This is a genomic window from Mycobacterium sp. MAC_080597_8934 (assembly GCF_000523975.1).
Lineage (GTDB): Bacteria > Actinomycetota > Actinomycetes > Mycobacteriales > Mycobacteriaceae > Mycobacterium > Mycobacterium avium.
In genome coordinates this window covers 108,671-125,547 of the sequence record NZ_JAOS01000013.1, presented here as the reverse complement: position 1 = coordinate 125,547, position 16,877 = coordinate 108,671, and the positions used below count along the sequence as shown (strand labels likewise).

The following is a 16,877-nucleotide window of genomic DNA, read 5'->3' as shown; positions in this document are numbered from 1 at the left end:
CGGCAACCGTCGAGTTGACCGGCGCCATCACCGAGCAATTGCGGCGGTATCTGCATGACCGGCGCGCCGAGACCACCTACATCGGTGACGACTACAGCGGCCTGATCGCCGCGCTGGAAGAGTTCGTGCTGAACGGCGGCAAGCGGCTGCGGCCCGCCTTCGCCTACTGGGGCTGGCGCGCGGTGGCCACCGAGGCGCCCGATGACCAAGCGCTGCTGCTGTTTTCCGCACTCGAGCTGCTGCACGCGTGCGCCCTGGTGCACGACGACGTGATCGACGACTCGGCCACGCGCCGGGGCCGGCCCACCACGCACGTGCGGTTCGCGTCGTTGCACCGCGACCGGCAGTGGCAGGGCTCGCCGGAGCGGTTCGGGATGTCGGCGGCGATCCTGCTCGGCGATCTCGCCCTGGCCTGGGCCGACGACATCGTCCTCGGTGTCGACCTGACACCGCAGGCGGCGCGCCGGGTGCGGCGGGTGTGGGCCAACATCCGCACCGAGGTGCTCGGGGGGCAGTACCTCGACATCGTCGCCGAGGCCAGCGCCGCCGCCTCGATCGCCTCGGCGATGAACGTCGACACCTTCAAGACCGCCTGCTACACCGTGTCGCGCCCGTTGCAGCTCGGCGCGGCCGCCGCCGCCGACCGGCCGGACGTGCACGACCTGTTCAGCCAGTTCGGGACCGACCTCGGGGTGGCGTTTCAGCTGCGCGACGACGTGCTGGGCGTGTTCGGCGACCCCGCGGTGACCGGCAAACCGTCGGGCGACGACCTGCGATCCGGTAAGCGCACCGTGCTGTTGGCCGAGGCGGTGGAGTTGGCGGAGAAGTCGGATCCGTTGGCCGCCAAGCTGTTACGAGACTCCATCGGAGCACAGCTGAGCGACGCCGAAGTGGATCGGCTGCGCGACGTGATCGAGTCGGTGGGTGCGCTGGCCGCCGCCGAGCAGCGCATCGCCACGCTGACCCAGCGGGCCCTGGCCACCCTGGCGGCCGCACCCATCAACACCGCCGCCAAGGCGGGGTTGTCCGAATTGGCCAAGCTGGCCACCAACCGGTCGGCCTGAACCGATGGCCACCGGAACCGACACCCCGGCCGCCGACCCACCGGCGGCCAAACCCTCTCGCGGACAATGGTTTTCGCGGCTGAAGGCGTTCGCCGGTAGCGCCGACTCCGGTCCCGCGAAGCTGGGGATGCTGGGATCGGTGCTGATCACCCTCGGCGGGCTGGGAGCGGGCAGCACCCGCCAGCACGACCCGCTGCTCGAGTCGATTCACATGTCCTGGCTGCGTTTCGGCCACGGCCTGGTGCTGTCGTCGATCGTGCTGTGGACCGGCGTCGGCCTGATGCTGATCGCCTGGCTGAGCCTGGGCCGTCGCGTGTTGGCCGGCGAGGCAACCGAGTTCGTCATGAAGGCCACCACCGGCTTCTGGCTGGCGCCGCTGCTGGTGTCGGTGCCCGTGTTCAGCCGGGACACCTACTCGTACCTGGCGCAGGGCGCCCTGCTGCGCGACGGCCTGGATCCCTACGCGGTCGGGCCGGTCGCCAACCCGAACAGCTTGCTGGACAACGTCAGTCCGATCTGGTCGATCACCACCGCACCCTATGGTCCGGTGTTCATCCTGGTGGCCAAGATCATCACCATCCTGGTCGGCAACAACGTGGTGGCGGGCACCGCGCTGCTGCGGCTGTGCATGCTGCCCGGCCTGGTGCTGCTGATCTGGGCGACCCCCCGCCTGGCGCGCCACCTGGGCGCCGACGAGCCGACGGCGCTGTGGATTTGCGTGCTCAACCCGTTGGTGCTCATCCATCTGATGGGCGGGGTGCACAACGAGATGCTGATGGTCGGGTTGATGGCCGCCGGCATCGCGCTGACGTTCGGCGGCCGCCCCGTCGCCGGTGTCACGCTGATCACCGTCGCCATCGCGGTCAAGGCCACCGCCGGCATCGCGCTGCCCTTCCTGGTGTGGGTGTGGGCGCGCCAACTGCGCGATCGGCGCGGGTATCGGCCGGTGCCAGCGTTTTTCGCGGCCACCGCGGCCTCGCTGCTGATCTTCGCGGTGGTGTTCGCCGCCCTGTCCGCGGTGGCCGGGGTGGGCCTGGGCTGGCTGACCGCGCTGGCCGGATCGGTGAAGATCATCAACTGGCTGACCGTGCCGACCGCGGCCGCCAACCTGATCCACGCGATCGGCAGCGGGTTCTTTCCGGTGAGTTTCTACCCGATATTGCGGGTCACCCGGCTGGTCGGCATCGCGATCATCGCGATCTCGCTGCCGCTGCTGTGGTGGCGGTTCCGCCGCGACGACCGCGACGCGCTCACCGGCATCGCGATCTCGATGCTGATCGTGGTGCTGTTCGTGCCCGCCGCGTTGCCGTGGTACTACTCGTGGCCGCTGGCGGTGCTGGCCCCGCTGGCGCAGTCCCGCCGCGCGGTGGCGATCATCGGCGGCCTCTCGACCTGGGTGATGGTGATCTTCAAACCCGATGGCTCCCACGGCATGTACTCGTGGCTGCACTTTTCGTTGGCCACCGCCGTCGCGCTGGTCGCCTGGTACAGCCTGTACCGGGTTCCGCAGCCGGCTCAGTAAGCCATCGCCTGGGCCCGGCGCACGACTTCGCGGGCCTGGTGGGCGTGCAGCGCATCGACGGGGCGGGCGTTGCTGATGGCGTCGCGGCTGCCGTCCCGGGTCACCGTCAGCGACGGGTCCCGGGTGAACAACCAGCGCACGATCTCGGTGTCGCGATAGCCGCCGTCGTGCAGGATCGTCAGCAGCCCGGGCAGGCTCTTGACCACCTCGCCGGACTTGGTGAAGAACACCTGCGGCACCACCAGGGCCTCGCCGCGTCGGACCGCGACCAGGTGTCCCTCCCGGAGTTGCTGGTGCACCTTGGTAACCGGGACTCCGAGCAATTCGGCGACCCTCGGCAAGTCGTAGATCGGCTCGTCGGGATCTAGCACATCGTCGCCGGCAGGAATACTGCTCACTCGCGCAAGTGTAGGCGTTGATGCGCGCGTTGAGCCCGTGTTCCGGCGCCCAATCACCACCTCGCCCTACGATGGCCCCGTGGCCCAAGCTGAATCGCCCGGCTCCTCCTCGGGCCGGCCCGGCCCGCATCGTCGCCAGGCCCAAGCTGAATCGCCCGGCTCCTTTGCGGGCACGTTGCTGGACGGCCGCTATCTGATCGAGTCCAAGATCGCCAGCGGCGGCACCTCGACCGTCTACCGCGGCGTGGACACCCGGCTCGACCGTCCCGTCGCGGTGAAGGTGATGGACCCGCGTTACGCCGGCGACGAGCAATTCCTGACCCGGTTCCAGCGCGAGGCCCGCGCGGTGGCCCGGCTGAAGGATCCGGGCCTGGTGGCCGTCTACGACCAGGGCCTGGACGCGCGGCATCCGTTTCTGGTGATGGAGCTCATCGAGGGCGGGACGCTGCGCGAGCTGCTGGGCGAACGCGGACCGATGCCGCCCTACGCGGTGGCGGCGGTGCTGCGTCCGGTGCTGGGCGGGCTAGCCGCCGCGCACCGGGCCGGCCTGGTCCATCGCGACGTCAAGCCGGAGAACGTGCTGATCTCCGACGACGGCGAGGTTAAGATCGCCGACTTCGGGTTGGTCCGGGCCGTCGCGGCCGCCGGAATCACCTCTGCCAGCGTGATTTTGGGCACCGCGGCGTACCTGTCGCCCGAACAGGTGCGCGACGGCGCGGCCACCCCGCGCAGCGACGTGTACGCCGCCGGCATCCTCGCCTACGAGCTGCTGACCGGGCGCACCCCCTTCACCGGCGACTCGACGTTGGCGATCGCCTATCGGCGGCTGGACGCCGATGTCCCGCCCCCCAGCGCGGCCATCGACGGCGTGCCCGCGCAGTTCGACGACTTCGTGCAGCGCGCGACGGCCCGCGACCCGGCCGACCGGTACGCCGACGCGGTCGAGATGGGCGCCGATCTAGACGCGATCGCCGATGAGCTTGCGCTGCCCGGCTTTCGGGTGCCGGCCCCGCGCAACTCCGCGTTACACCGGTCAGCGGCGCTGCACCGCGAGGCCGGCCGGCGGGCGCCGGCGCCGAGCCGCCGGCGCGGCATCCCACCCGCCACTTGACCCGCGGACCCGAGGAGTGGCCGCAGCCCGATCCCCCGGCACACGTCGGGGCCGAACCCGATGACGACGAGGACGACTACGAATACCAGCCTGTCACAGGCGAATTCGCCGGCATCCCGATCAGCGAGTTCGTCTGGGCCCGCCAGCACAACCGGCGCATGGTACTGGTCTGGTTGGCGCTGGTGCTGGCGGTCACCGGGATGGTCGCCACCGCGGCCTGGACCATCGGGCGCAACCTGAACGGACTGTTCTAGCTTTCCGGCGCGGCGCGCGTCCATCGGAAGGCGCGGCGGCTTAGCCGGGTGGATCGCGCCCCCGGGGGCGACACGATCTTAAAGTAATCACAAAGTTCTCTTATTTTTCTTAATTTTGGTGTACCGTGCTTCCGTATGGGTTCGACAACGCAGGGCGTCGACTCGCCGAACCGGCTCGGTGAGCACGCGGTGGTACTGGGTGCCGGGATCGCGGGTTTGCTTGCCGCGCGCGTACTTTCGGAGTTCTACGATTCGGTCAGCGTGGTCGAGCGGGACAAATTGCCCGACTATCCGTGCCACCGCAGGGGCATCCCCCAGGGCCGTCACGTGCACAACTTCTACAGCCGCGGCCTACAAGTCCTGGAGGAATTGTTTCCCGGTCTGCTCGATGACCTGGCCCGGGCGGGGGCGGTCGTCGTCGATGACGGTGACCTGTCGCGGTTCTACGTGCGCTTCGGGCGCTACGAAATGAAGAACTCGGGCGCGTTCGCCGATCCGGACGCATTGGCGCTGCACATGACGACCCGGCCGTTCATGGAGTTTCACCTGCGCCGCCGCGTCAAGGCCCTGCCGAACGTGACGTTCCTCGACGGACACGACGTGTGCGACCTCCTCAACACCGCGGACATCGTCAACGGCGTGCGAATCACCCGGCGCTACAACGGTTTTCTCATGGCGCTGGATGCCGATTTAGTCGTCGACGCCATGGGGCGCTCGGCCCGCACGCCGGCATTTCTGGAGAGCCTGGGCTACCAACGGCCGACCGAGGAGCGGGCGGTGGCCCGATACGGCTACGCGAGCCAACAGTTGAGCATGCCCGAGGGGTCGATCGCCCAGCGGCTGGTCATGTTCAACCCGGGGGGCGGCAGACCGGCGGGTTTGCTGCTCGCCAACGAACACGACACGTTCATCCTGGCGATCGGCGTGCCGGCCGACACCGGCGAGCCACCAACCGATTTCGCCGCGATGCTCGCGATGGCCGAGCCGTCGCTGCCCCCGGCCGTCGTCGAGGGCCTGCGCCGCGCCTACCCCATCGGGGAAGCCGTGACATACCACCACACCGCCGCGTTCTGGCGGCGCTACGACCAGCTGGCCGATTTCCCGTCGGGTCTGCTGGTGATGGGCGACGCGCTGTGCAGTCTCGACCCGACCTACGGCCAAGGCATGACGATCGCCGCGCTGGAAGCGCTGACCCTGCGCGAGTGCCTGCGCGCGGGAGATGCCCTGCTGGCGCAACGCTTTTTCCGGGCTACGACCCAGTACATCGGCGCGACGTGGGCCGTCAATCAGGCCAGAGACCGGACCACGTCCGGCGTCTACCACGGGGTGCGGCAGCGGCTGCAAGGCTGGATATCCAGGGCGACGTTGAATGCGTCAACCCAGGATGTCGTGCTGACCGAACGCTGCTTTCGCGTCTTCAACTTCATCGACCCGCCGTCGCGGCTGCGGGATCCCGCTCTGTTACCGCGCATCGTGTGGGGCAACCTACGGGCCCGGTTCGCCGCAAAGCGACACCGCTCCGAGACGGCTCCGGTCGGGCCGGCGAACCCGCCGGGGAACAGGATTGCGGTACGGTCCTAGTCGCGCAGCATCTCGGCGACCAGGAAGGCCAACTCCAGCGACTGCTGGGTGTTCAGCCTTGGGTCGCAAGCGGTTTCGTAGCGGCCGACCAGATCCATGTCCGAGATGTCCTGCGCCCCACCGAGACACTCGGTGACGTTGTCGCCGGTGATCTCCACGTGGATGCCGCCCGGATGGGTGCCCAGCGCGCGGTGCACCTCGAAGAAGCCCTGCACCTCGTCGACGATGCGGTCGAAGTGCCGGGTCTTGTAGCCGTTGGACGACTCGTGGGTGTTGCCGTGCATCGGGTCGCACTGCCAGATCACCTGGTGGCCGGTGGCCTGTACCTTCTCCACGATCGGGGGCAGCAGATCGCGCACCTTGCTGTTACCCATCCTGCTCACCAGGGTCAGCCGGCCGGGCTTGTTGTGCGGGTCGAGCCGCTCGACGTACTCGACGGCCAGCTCCGGGGTGATCGTCGGGCCGATCTTGACGCCGATCGGGTTGGCGATCACCTCGGCGAACGCGATGTGCGCGCCGTCGAGCTGGCGGGTGCGCTCGCCGATCCACACGGTGTGCGCCGACAGGTCGTAGAGCTGCGGCTCGCCGGCATCGCTGTCCGACAGCCGCAGCATGGCGCGCTCGTAGTCGAGCACCAGGGCCTCATGGCTGGCGTAGATCTCGGCGGTCTGCAGGTTGCGGTCGGCCACCCCGCAGGCGCTCATGAAGCGCAGCCCGCGATCGATCTCGGTGGCCAGCGCCTCGTACCGGGCGCCGGCCGGCGAAGTCCGGACGAATTCGCGGTTCCAGTCGTGCACCAGGTGCAGCGAAGCCAGTCCCGAGGACGTCAGCGCCCGAACCAGATTCATCGCCGCGCTGGCGTTGGCGTAGGCGCGCACCAGTCGCGACGGATCATGTTCGCGCACAGCGGCATTCGGCGCGAAGCCGTTGATCATGTCGCCGCGGTAGGACTTCAGCCCGAGCGCGTCGATGTCGGCCGACCGCGGCTTGGCGTACTGCCCCGCGATGCGGGCCACCTTGACCACCGGCATGCTGGCGCCGTAGGTGAGCACGACGGCCATCTGCAACAGGGTGCGGATGTTGCCGCGGATGTGCGGTTCGGTGTTCTCGGTGAACGTCTCCGCGCAGTCCCCACCCTGCAGCAGGAACGCCTCCCCCCTGGCCACCTGGGCCAGCTGCTCCTGCAGCCGGACGATCTCGGAGGGCACCGTCACCGGCGGCACGCTCTCCAGCACCGTGCGCATCGCGGTGGCCTGGTCGGTGGGCCAGCTGGGCTGCTGGGCGGCCGGTTTGGCCAGCGCGGCGTCCAACCGCGCCCGCAGATCGCCCGGCAGCGGCGGCAGCGGCGGCAGCTGGTCGATCGGGATGTCGACGGTCCAGTTCATCGGTCCATGGTAACCGGGTCGCGAAGTCCCCTGGTCAGGGTTGAACTGCGGGAACGCGCGGGCGCCTCAGCCGGGCGCCTCAGTCGGCGTCTCAGCCGGCCCCGGTGATGATCCGGAACCGGCGCAGCTGGTCGCGGGCGTCGACCAGCGCATCGTGGGCATCCGGTGAGCGCGGCGGCATCCGCGGGCAGCCCCGGTCCTCCCACAGCTGGCGCAGTTCCCGGGTGAACCGCGGGATGGCGCGCGGCAAATCCGGCATCGGGCCCCACAGCTGACACAGGGCCACGTGGTCGTAGGCCGCCACCCAGGCCCATAGTTCGATCGGCTCGCTCTGCGCGGCGCGGACCCCGAAGAACTCCTCCAGGTCGTCGCGGATCTGCCTGCGGGAGCGCCACAATTGCGACGCCGGGGGCGGCAGCTTGGGCAGCACGTTGGCGCGCACCCAGGGCCCGGCGCGCTCGGGATCGAATTCGGTGGACACCGCGTAGTACTCGCGGCCGTCCTCGGCGACCACACCGATCGAGATCAGCTCGATGGTGCGGCCGTCCTCGATGAATTCGGTGTCGTAGAAATACCGCACCCGGGCAGCCTACGGCCGGCTTACCTGCCGATCAGGATGGGACCGGTGGGCGCCGGTGCCGGATGGACCTCGTGGTCGAGCGTGGCATCGACGGTGCGCTCGTCGGGAAATCGGGGCGTGCCGGCGATGGCGCACTGCAGATACAGCTTGGCCCGCACCACCGGGCGGCGCAGCGTCCTTTCCCGCTGCAGCGCGCGGCGCATCTTCTCCGGCTGGGTGGAATACCGCCAGCGGGCCCACGGCGCGTGCGGGCGCGACAGCCGGACCGCGCCGATGACCAGCAGCACGACGAGGAACATGCCGAGCAGGCCGGTCCACACCTTGCCCTTGAGCACCACCACCACGGCCAGCGGCAACGTCAACACCATGGCGCCGCCCACCAGCGCGCGCAGCATCATCGAGTCGGCGCCGTGCCACATCGGCAGGAAGAACATCAGCGGGTGCAGGCCCATGATCAACAGTCCGCCCACCGCCACCGCGGCGAACACCGCGTCCACCGAGGTGCGGCCGTCCTCCGACCAGTAGACGTCGGACAGGTGCAGGATCAACGCGTACTCGTCGAGCACCAGGGCGGCGCCGATCCCGAAAAACGTTGCGGCAACGGTGAATTCGGGCTCATGGCCGTTGATGGACAGCGTCACCAGCGTCAGGCCGGACAGCAGCGTCAGGACCACCCCGAACGTCACGTGGTGGATGTGCACCCCCCCGACGTGGACGTTGCGCGGGTGCCACCACCGGGCCGGCCGGCCGGTCTCGGCGCGGTGCCGGATGAACCGCACGAACGAGCGGGTGACGAAGAACGTCAGGATGAAGGCGACCAGGCAGCACAGCAGGGGCAGGTGTCCCCGGTCGTAGACGTCATGTGCGAACCACCGGGTGACCTCGGACACGAACGAGTGGAGCACCCTTGAAACGTACGCCAGCGCGGGTCCGGGGCGTGGGAGCCGCGCTGCAGCAGGGGTGGCGGCCTGCGCACCCATTACGCTGTTGTGCGACATGAGTACGCGGCAAGCGCCCGGGGCCGGCTTCCCAGGCAAACGACCGGGGTGGGCGCTGTGGTGGGGGTTGGCGTGGCTGACGGCCGCCGCCGCCCTCGGGTACGCGGCGTGGCAGTTGTTCGGGCACACCCCCTATCGCATCGACATCGACGTGTATCAGATGGGCGCCCGGGCCTGGATGGACGGCCGCCCGCTGTACCGCGGAGACGTGCTGTTCCACACACCGATCGTGGATCTGCCGTTCACCTATCCGCCGCTGGCCGCCATCGTGTTCTGCCCGTTCGCCTGGATGCACATGCCGACGGCCAGTGTGGCGATCACCGCCCTGACGTTGGTGTTGCTGGTCGTCTCGACCGTGATCGTGCTGGCCCGCCTCGACGTGTGGAGCACCTCGGCGCTGCTGCCCGGCCCGGCCTGGCTGCGCCGGTGGTGGCTGGCCGTGGTGGTCGCGGCGGCCGCGACGATCTGGCTGGAGCCGATCAGTTCGAACTTCGCCTTCGGCCAGATCAACGTGGTGCTGATGACGCTGGTGATCGCCGACTGCCTGCCGCGGCGCACGCCGTGGCCGCGCGGCCTGCTGCTGGGGCTGGGCATGGCGCTGAAACTGACGCCCGCGGTGTTTCTGCTCTATTTCCTGCTGCGCCGCGACCATCGCGCGGTGCTCACCGCGCTGGCCTCGTTCGCGGGGGCGACGCTGCTCGGTTTCGTCCTGGCCTACACCGACTCGTGGGAGTACTGGACGCACACCGTGCACCACACCGACCGGATCGGTTCCGCGTCGCTGAACACCGACCAGAACATCGCCGGCGCGCTGGCCCGCCTGGGGCTGGCGCAGCAGCCGCGGTCGCTGCTGTGGGTGGCGGCGTCGCTGCTGGTGCTGGCGGTGACGGTGTGGGCGATGCGGTGGGTGCTGCGCGCCGACGAGCCGACGCTGGCGCTGGTGTGCGTCGCGCTGTTCGGGTTGGTGGTCTCGCCGGTGTCGTGGTCGCACCACTGGGTGTGGGTGTTGCCGACGGTGCTGGTCACCGGCGTCCTGGGCTGGCGGCGGCGCAACGCGGCGCTGCTGGTGCTGAGCGTCGTCGGGGTGGCCCTGATGAGGTGGACGCCCATCGACCTGCTGCCCAAGCATCACGAGGCCAGCGCGGTGTGGTGGCGCCAGCTCGCCGGGATGTCCTACGTGTGGTGGGCGCTGGCGGTCATCGTCGCGGCGGGCGTCACGGTCACCGCCCGCGCCGCCTCGCGGGACGCGGCGCCGCAGCAGCTGACGCCGGTCACCGCGGCCGGCTAACCCGCGGCCGTCTCGGGAATCCGCGCGGCCTCGCCGCCGGGTGTCTCGGCGCCGCCCTTTTTGAGGCTGGCCGCGTAGATGTCGACGTATTCCTGTCCCGAGAGCCCCATCAGCTCGTAGATCACCTCGTCGGTGACGGCCCGCTCGATGAAGCGGTTGCCGGCCAGCCCCTCGAACCGGGAGAAGTCCATCGGCTTGCCGAACCGGACGGTGACGCGGCCGAACCGCAACATGTTGGAGCCGGGCGGGTTGACGACGTTGGTGCCGATCATCGCGACCGGGATCACCGGAACCCCAGTCTGCAGGGCCAGCCGGGCCAGCCCGGTCTTGCCCTTGTACAGCCGGCCGTCGGGTGACCGGGTGCCCTCGGGGTACATGCCCAGCAGCTTGCCCTGGGCCAGCACCTGCTGCGCGGTGGTCAGCGCGGCCTGGGCGCTGTCGGCGTCGGTGCGGTCGATCGGCACCTGGCCGACGGCGGTGAAGAACCACCGCTGAAACCAGCCCTTGAGGCCGGTGCCGGTGAAATATTCCGACTTCGCCAGGAAGGTGATCCGCCGTCGCACCACCAGCGGAAGGTAGAAGCTGTCCATCACCGCCAGGTGATTACTGGCCAGTATCGCCGGCCCGGAGCTCGGAACATGTTCCAGCCCTTCGACTTTCGGCCGTCCCAGCAAAGACAGCAGCGGGCCGAGGAGCACGTACTTGAATAGCCAGTACCACATGGCCCCTCCCTCTCGGCTGCACCCGCTGATGTTCTGCGCCAACTGTACCCATCCGGATAAGAAGGGACCACCTGCGGCGCGGCCGGCTCACTCCTCGAAGGTCACCGGGATGGGCTGATACCGGGTCCGCGGGGCCTGCCCGGTGTCGGGGGTGTCGGGGGCGCCGCCGGGCGGGCCGTCGGGTGGGGGTCCGGGTGTCGGGCGAGACGCCCGGTCGATGTCGGCGACGATGTCGCGAATCACCTCCAGCAACGCGATGCTGTGATCGGCGATCGCGGTGAGCAACGGGTGCTGGTCGCCAGTCGCCAGCGCGGCCAGCGCACACACCGGGCACCAGACCTGCTGGCACTTACCGGTTCCCGGGCCGGCGCCGGCCGTCAGCGCCGCCGCCGCCCGCACGGCGGGGTCGATGCCGTCCAGGATCGACTGGGCGAGCCTGCGCAGCTCCGGACCGATGTCGGGATGAGCCCCACTCACTTAGGCCACACCTCCGGATCTGGTCGAAAACGCACCGTCAGCTCGCTGCCCCGCAGATGCGCATCCAGCACCGTGCACCGCCGCAGCACCGACGCCAACCTCACCCTGCGCCGCAACCCGCCGGCGCTGATGATCAGGTCGTCGTCGACCCGGCCCAACGTCAGCGCCGACGGGTCGAGTTGCGGCAACGCTAGCCGCATCCGGTAGATCGACCCAAGTCCCGTCCCGGATTCCAGGTCCACGGTGGGCCGCAGCGGGCCGGGCGGCGCGGCCCCGCCCCGGCGCCGGGCGGCGTCGAGCAGCGCCCCCAGCGCCTTGGGCCCGATCGGCTCGCCGGACAGGTGCGGGGTCAGCACCAGCGCCACCTCGCCGATGGCGGCGTCGAGCTCCTCGAGCACGCTTTGCTGCTCGGCAATGCGTTCGGTGTACCAGTAGAAGGCCGGATGCTCGGGCAGGTTGCGGTACTCGTACGAGTCATCTTGCAGCAGAACCTGATTCACGATCAGCTCCTCGACCCGCACCCCCATCAGGGCCAGCGACCCCAGGGTGCGGGCCGCCTCGGCGGCCACCACCCGCTCGGGGGTCAGCACCAGGTGCGCACCGACCAGGTCGCCGTCGGTGAGCAAGGCGCTGAGCGCCTCCACGCTGGCGCTGACGCGCTCGAGCAGCTCCACCACCGCGGCCGAGCGGGCGTCCTCGGCGGTCAGCGACAACCGGCGGTGCCGCGGCCACGCCCGCTCCACGTAGAGGCCGAAGGTGGCGGGCAGCGTCAACATGCGCAGCGCGTCCGCGGTGGAGGCGCAATCGACCACCACCCGGTCCCATCGCCCGGAGCGGGCCAACTCGCCGACGGCGTGCAGACCGAGCACCTCCTGCACACCCGGCAGCGCCGAAAGCTCTTCGGGCGCAATGGTGCTCAGCTCGGAGTCGGGAAATCTCCGGTCCAGGGCGGCGACCACGTCACGCCATCGGGCCTCGAGCAGGGCCAGGGTGTCCAGCGCCAGCGCGTCGAGGAACCCGCCGCCGGCCTCGGCCCGTCCGGTCTCCAGGTCGGCGAGCACCCGGACCAACTCAGCCTGACTCGGCGGGACGGGGACGCCCAGCACATCGCCCAGCGAATGCGCCTGGTCGGTGGAGACCACCAGCACCCGCTGTCCCGCGCCGGCGGCGGCCACCGCGGTGGCGCAGGCCAGCGTGGACTTGCCTACCCCGCCTTTGCCAACGAAGAGACTGATCCGGGCCGGGGTGGGCGCCGACGATGCACCGGACTCACTCAGCCTCGACTCGTTTCTTGAGATCCTTCAACGCGGTGTCGGTCAGCCGCCGCTCGGCCTTGCGCTTGAGCAGGCCGATCATCGGCATGGCCAGGTCGACCGAGAGTTCGTAGGTGACTTCGGTACCGGATCCCTTGGGCGCCAACCGGTATGAGCCCTCCAGGGCCCGCAGCAGCGAGCTCGACACCAGCGTCCAGCTGACCGACCGCCGATCCTTGGGCCACTGGTAGGACATCACCATGGTGTCCTTGAGGACGGTGGCGTCCATGACGATGCGCGCGACCTTGGGGTAGCCGTCGGCGTCCTTTTCGACGACTTCGGCTTCCTTGTATTCCGAGATCCATCGCGGGTAGGAATCGATGTCGGCGATCACCTTCATCACGGTGTCCGGGTCGGCTTCGATGTAGATGGTTTGGGTCGTCTTCTCCGCCACCTGGTTGTTGCCCTCTCTCCCGCGCCCGGATCGCCCCCGGCCTCCTGGGAACTGCCGTGCGGGAACCCCGCGGGTCTCGGTCCGACACGGTACTCTCCGCGCGGACCTGACCCGGCTAAACTACCGGAGAAACTCCGACCGGTCGCGACCGTTCCAGTGTCGCCTTGACCTCGAAGGCCATTTTCTTGCCCGCCACCCGGCGTCGGTGCGTCATTTTCGCCAGGTTCAGCTTGGCCAGCTGCCAGGCGGCCACCCCGGTCGGCTCGGCGTGCAGGAAGTAGTGCAGCACGACGCCGTCCAGCCCTTCCTTCAGCGGCTCCAGCCAGACCTCCATGGTGCCGGTGAGCGCGCCGGTGACCGACCACCGGATGCCCTTGTCGCCGCGGTCCTCGACGACCTGCAGGCGCAGGTCCGGCCACCAGCGCCGCCAGCTCGCCCGGTCGGCGACCGAGGCGCCCACCCGGGCGCCGTCGGCCGCGACGAACGTCTCGTCCGCGATCTGGATGCTGTGCATGACCACAGCTTCACACACCGCCCGGCGGCGCCGGGCCCAGGGCAGGCAGGGGCAATCGGGTCCCGCGCTCACCCACCGTCGCCGTGCTGGGTGGATGCGCGGATTAGGCTGGTCGGCAGCAACCCGGCTCCCGGGATACGTCACGAGGTCGATTGAGGTCATCAGAGTGCGTGAGTACAGCGTCCCCGCCCGCTTCTCCGTCGGCGAAAACGAGAACATCGCGACGATGGTCTTCGAGCACGAGCGCGACGATCCGAACTTCGTCATCTACCAACGCCAAGTCGACGGGGAGTGGACCGACGTCACCTGTGCCGAGGCGGCGGCTCAGATCCGTTCGGCCGCATTGGGTTTGATTTCACTGGGGGTACAGGCCGGCGACCGGGTGTCGATCTTCTCGGCCACCCGCTACGAATGGGCGATCCTCGACCTGGCGATCTTGGCGGTGGGCGCGGTCACCGTGCCGATCTACGAGACGTCCTCCGCCGAGCAGGTGCGCTGGGTGCTGCAGGACTCCGAGGCGGTGCTGGCGTTCGCCGAGACCGACGAGCACGCGGCGATGGTCACCGAGCTGACCGCCGAGCTGCCCGCCCTGCGCCGGGTACTGCACATCGACGGCTCCGGCCCCAAGGCCCTCGACCAGCTGGCCGAGGCGGCCGCAGGGGTGGAACCGGCCGAGCTGACCGCGCGTCTGGACGGGCTGCGCGCCCAGGATCCGGCCACCCTGATCTACACCTCGGGCACCACCGGGCGGCCCAAGGGCTGCCAGCTGACCCATTCCAACCTGCTCTACGAGACCCGCGGCGCCAAGGAGAGCCTGCCGACGCTGCTCGACGAGGGGCAGCGGCTGCTGATCTTCTTGCCGCTGGCCCACGTGCTGGCCCGCTCGCTGACCCTGTCCGCGTTCGCCAACAAGGTGACCGTGGGATTCACCAGCGACATCAAGAACCTGCTGCCGATGTTCGCCGTGTTCAAGCCGACCGTGGTGGTGTCGGTGCCGCGGGTGTTCGAGAAGGTTTACAACACCGCCGAGCAAAACGCCGCCAACGACGGCAAGGGCCGCATCTTCGCGATGGCCGTGCAGACCGCCGTCGACTGGAGCGAGGCGGCCGACCGCGGCCGGCGGGGTCCGCTGCTGCGGGCCAAGCACGCGTTGTTCGACCGGCTGGTGTACCACAAGCTGCGGGCGGCGCTGGGCGGCGACTGCCACGCGTCGGTGTCGGGGGGCGCACCGCTGGGCTCGCGGCTCGGGCACTTCTTCCGCGGCGTGGGCCTGACCATCCACGAGGGCTACGGCCTGACCGAGACCAGCTCGGCGATCACCGTCAACCAGGTCGGCAACGTCAAGATCGGCACTGTGGGAACGTTGTTGCCGGGCAACAGCATGCGCATCGCCGAGGACGGCGAGCTGTTGGTGCGCGGCGGCGTGGTGTTCAGCGGTTACTGGCGCAACGAGCAGGCCACCGCCGACGCCTTCACCGACGGCTGGTTCAAGACCGGCGACCTGGGTGTGCTCGACGACGACGGGTTCTTGAAGATCGTCGGGCGCAAGAAGGAGCTCATCGTCACCGCGGGCGGCAAGAACGTCGCCCCCGCCGTGCTCGAGGACCGGCTGCGGGCGCACCCGCTGATCAGTCAGGCGATGGTGGTCGGCGACAACAAGCCGTTCATCGGCGCGTTGATCACCATCGACCCCGAGGCGTTCGGCGGCTGGAAGCAGCGCAACCACAAGGGCGCCGGGGCGTCGGTGGCCGATCTGACCACCGACCCCGATCTGGTCGCCGAGGTGGACGCCGCCATCAAGGACGCCAATCAGGCTGTGTCGCATGCCGAATCGATCCGCAAGTTCCGCATCCTGCCGGTCGATTTCACCGAGGACACGGGCGAGCTGACCCCGACGATGAAGGTCAAGCGCAACGTGGTGGCCGAGAAGTTCGCCTCCGACATCGAGGCCATCTACGCCAAGGACTGACGGCCCTGACGGCTCTCCGCCGCCGAGCGTCACGCTGGCGTGGCGCCGGCGCGCGAGCGTCACGCTGGCGTGACGCTGGCGCGCCGCGTGACGCTCGCGGCCCCGCGTGACGGCCGCGGCGCCCGGCCCGCTGGCCGCCGCTAGTCGCCCAGCAGCCCGGCCAGCCGGGCGGCCAGGGTGTCCCAGCGCCACTGGCTGGTCACCCACTGGCGGCCGGCCGCGCCCATCGCGGCGGCCCGGTCCGGGTCGCTGAGCAATTCGGTGACGGCATCGGCGATCTCGGTCACCGAGCGGCCGTCCACCACCAGCCCGGTCTTGTTGTGCTGCACCGTTTCCGGTGCTCCCCCGGACCTGCCGGCGATCACCGGGACACCGCTGGCCGAGGCCTCCAGGTAGACGATGCCCAGCCCCTCGACGTCCAGGCCGGCGCCGCGGGTGCGGCACGGCATGGCGAACACATCGGCCAGCGCGTGATGGGTGGGCAGCTCGGCGGCCGGTATCCCCCCGGTGAAGGTCACCTGCGCGGCCACCCCGCAGTCGCGGGCCAGGGCGCGCAGCGATTGCAGGTGGGGGCCGCCCCCGACGATGACCAGCGCGGCGCCGTCGACCCGTTGCACGATCGAGGGCATCGCCCGGATGAGCATGTCCTGGCCCTTGCGCGGCACCAGCCGGGACACGCACACCACGGTGGGCCGCCCGCCCAACCCGTAGCGCTCCCGCAGCCGCGCGCGGCCGGCCGGATCGGGCCGGAACCGGCCGGTGTCCACGCCGGACGGCAGGTATTCCAGCCGCGCCCTGGGCCCGAACGCCGGCGCGAACCGGGACCGGGTGTAGCGGCTGACGAAGGTGACGACGTCGGTCTGTTCACCGATGCGGCGCAGCACCGAGCGCGCCACCGGAAGCATCGACCACCCCACTTCGTGGCCGTGCGTGCTGGCCAGCACCCGGCGGGCCCCGGCGGCGCGGGCGCGTTGGGCCAGCAGCGCCAGCGGGGCGGCGGCGCCGAACCACACGGTGTCGATGCCGTGCTCGGCGATCAGCCGCCGCATCCGGGCGTCGACCGCGGGCCCTGGCAGCATCAGTGTGCCCGGGTGGCGCACCACCCGGTAGCCGACGGCCTCGTCGTGAGCCTGCGCGCCCTTCCAGTGCGGCGCATACACCGTCAGCTCATGCGAGCCGGCGGCGGCCAGCCGCCCGACGAATTCGCCGAGGTAGGACTGGATGCCGCCCGGGCGGGGCGGAAAGTCGTTGGTTACCAGCAGGACCCGACTCACTGGGTCAGGCTAGCCTGGCGGCACCGCGGGCCG

Annotated in this window: 15 protein-coding genes and 1 pseudogene; 6 read left to right on the top strand and 10 right to left on the bottom strand. The window is 70.0% G+C overall.

Translation table 11 applies throughout. The features are described 5' to 3' along the window. The first annotated feature begins 14 nt into the window (after positions 1 to 14). Entirely contained in the window at positions 15 to 1,064 is a 1,050-nt protein-coding gene (idsA2, locus tag NF20_RS07080) for a bifunctional (2E,6E)-farnesyl/geranyl diphosphate synthase (RefSeq protein ID WP_033713344.1), read from the top strand. Positions 1,065 to 1,068: 4 nt separating this feature from the next. Continuing rightward, complete coding sequence (locus tag NF20_RS07075; RefSeq protein ID WP_003872241.1) at positions 1,069 to 2,586, top strand: alpha-(1->6)-mannopyranosyltransferase A; 1,518 nt, start codon at positions 1,069 to 1,071, stop codon at positions 2,584 to 2,586. Here the strand turns inward: NF20_RS07075 and NF20_RS07070 are convergent. After that, positions 2,580 to 2,984, bottom strand: a complete 405-nt coding sequence (locus tag NF20_RS07070) for an Rv2175c family DNA-binding protein (protein ID WP_003878126.1) — start codon at positions 2,982 to 2,984, stop codon at positions 2,580 to 2,582. The genes NF20_RS07075 and NF20_RS07070 overlap by 7 nt on opposite strands. 175 nt (positions 2,985 to 3,159) lie before the next feature. On the opposite strand from NF20_RS07070, the pseudogene NF20_RS07065 reads away from it, so the two are divergent. Further along, positions 3,160 to 4,349, top strand: a pseudogene (locus NF20_RS07065) (protein kinase domain-containing protein). 135 nt (positions 4,350 to 4,484) lie between these two features. Next, positions 4,485 to 5,930 carry an FAD-dependent oxidoreductase gene (locus tag NF20_RS07060; RefSeq protein WP_019733483.1) on the top strand — a complete coding sequence of 482 codons (1,446 nt, stop codon included), beginning with the start codon at positions 4,485 to 4,487 and terminating at the stop codon, positions 5,928 to 5,930. On the opposite strand, the gene NF20_RS07055 is transcribed toward NF20_RS07060, so the two are convergent. The 3 genes from NF20_RS07055 to NF20_RS07045 form a co-directional block, all read right to left on the bottom strand. Further along, entirely contained in the window at positions 5,927 to 7,315 is a 1,389-nt protein-coding gene (locus tag NF20_RS07055) for a class II 3-deoxy-7-phosphoheptulonate synthase (protein WP_003872245.1), read from the bottom strand. The two genes, NF20_RS07060 and NF20_RS07055, sit on opposite strands and share 4 nt — an antisense overlap. A 91-nt stretch (positions 7,316 to 7,406) precedes the next feature. Beyond that, the gene (locus tag NF20_RS07050) at positions 7,407 to 7,895 is read right to left on the bottom strand and encodes a polyadenylate-specific 3'-exoribonuclease AS (protein WP_009976539.1); all 489 of its coding nucleotides are present in this window, start codon (positions 7,893 to 7,895) and stop codon (positions 7,407 to 7,409) included. A 20-nt stretch (positions 7,896 to 7,915) separates the two neighbouring features. Continuing rightward, positions 7,916 to 8,785: a hypothetical protein gene (locus NF20_RS07045; RefSeq protein ID WP_011724720.1), complete on the bottom strand. Its 870-nt coding sequence runs from the start codon at positions 8,783 to 8,785 to the stop codon at positions 7,916 to 7,918. A gap of 106 nt (positions 8,786 to 8,891) precedes the next feature. Here NF20_RS07045 and NF20_RS07040 point away from each other — a divergent pair, with 106 nt between their 5' ends. Continuing rightward, on the top strand, positions 8,892 to 10,181 hold the full coding sequence (locus NF20_RS07040; protein ID WP_033713340.1) for a glycosyltransferase 87 family protein: 1,290 nt from the start codon (positions 8,892 to 8,894) through the stop codon (positions 10,179 to 10,181). Here NF20_RS07040 and NF20_RS07035 read toward each other — a convergent pair. The 5 genes from NF20_RS07035 to NF20_RS07015 form a co-directional block, all read right to left on the bottom strand. Further along, positions 10,178 to 10,903 carry a lysophospholipid acyltransferase family protein gene (locus tag NF20_RS07035; RefSeq protein ID WP_019733481.1) on the bottom strand — a complete coding sequence of 242 codons (726 nt, stop codon included), beginning with the start codon at positions 10,901 to 10,903 and terminating at the stop codon, positions 10,178 to 10,180. The two genes, NF20_RS07040 and NF20_RS07035, sit on opposite strands and share 4 nt — an antisense overlap. A gap of 87 nt (positions 10,904 to 10,990) precedes the next feature. After that, complete coding sequence (locus NF20_RS07030; RefSeq protein ID WP_033713339.1) at positions 10,991 to 11,380, bottom strand: hypothetical protein; 390 nt, start codon at positions 11,378 to 11,380, stop codon at positions 10,991 to 10,993. Beyond that, the gene (locus tag NF20_RS07025; protein WP_085988250.1) at positions 11,377 to 12,657 is read right to left on the bottom strand and encodes an ArsA family ATPase; all 1,281 of its coding nucleotides are present in this window, start codon (positions 12,655 to 12,657) and stop codon (positions 11,377 to 11,379) included. Before NF20_RS07025 ends, NF20_RS07030 begins: the two co-directional genes overlap by 4 nt. Then, positions 12,650 to 13,087 carry an SRPBCC family protein gene (locus tag NF20_RS07020; RefSeq protein WP_009976532.1) on the bottom strand — a complete coding sequence of 146 codons (438 nt, stop codon included), beginning with the start codon at positions 13,085 to 13,087 and terminating at the stop codon, positions 12,650 to 12,652. Before NF20_RS07020 ends, NF20_RS07025 begins: the two co-directional genes overlap by 8 nt. 115 nt (positions 13,088 to 13,202) lie before the next feature. Next, positions 13,203 to 13,601 (bottom strand): hypothetical protein, encoded by a 399-nt coding sequence (locus tag NF20_RS07015; RefSeq protein WP_033713373.1) that lies wholly within the window; start codon positions 13,599 to 13,601, stop codon positions 13,203 to 13,205. Positions 13,602 to 13,767: 166 nt separating this feature from the next. On the opposite strand from NF20_RS07015, the gene NF20_RS07010 reads away from it, so the two are divergent. Continuing rightward, on the top strand, positions 13,768 to 15,570 hold the full coding sequence (locus tag NF20_RS07010) for an AMP-dependent synthetase/ligase (RefSeq protein WP_023869045.1): 1,803 nt from the start codon (positions 13,768 to 13,770) through the stop codon (positions 15,568 to 15,570). A gap of 140 nt (positions 15,571 to 15,710) precedes the next feature. Here the strand turns inward: NF20_RS07010 and pimB are convergent, their stop codons facing one another. Next, a complete protein-coding gene (gene pimB, locus NF20_RS07005; protein ID WP_033713338.1) occupies positions 15,711 to 16,844 on the bottom strand; it encodes a GDP-mannose-dependent alpha-(1-6)-phosphatidylinositol monomannoside mannosyltransferase in 1,134 nt (377 codons plus the stop codon). Positions 16,845 to 16,877 lie beyond the last annotated feature (33 nt).

Coding starts and splice junctions, on each gene's coding strand:
- NF20_RS07035 (WP_019733481.1), bottom strand. CDS start 10,903: ATGTGGTACTGGCTATTCAAGTACGTGCTCCTCGGCCCGCTGCTGTCT.
- NF20_RS07015 (WP_033713373.1), bottom strand. CDS start 13,601: ATGCACAGCATCCAGATCGCGGACGAGACGTTCGTCGCGGCCGACGGC.
- NF20_RS07060 (WP_019733483.1), top strand. CDS start 4,485: ATGGGTTCGACAACGCAGGGCGTCGACTCGCCGAACCGGCTCGGTGAG.
- NF20_RS07040 (WP_033713340.1), top strand. CDS start 8,892: ATGAGTACGCGGCAAGCGCCCGGGGCCGGCTTCCCAGGCAAACGACCG.
- NF20_RS07055 (WP_003872245.1), bottom strand. CDS start 7,315: ATGAACTGGACCGTCGACATCCCGATCGACCAGCTGCCGCCGCTGCCG.
- NF20_RS07075 (WP_003872241.1), top strand. CDS start 1,069: ATGGCCACCGGAACCGACACCCCGGCCGCCGACCCACCGGCGGCCAAA.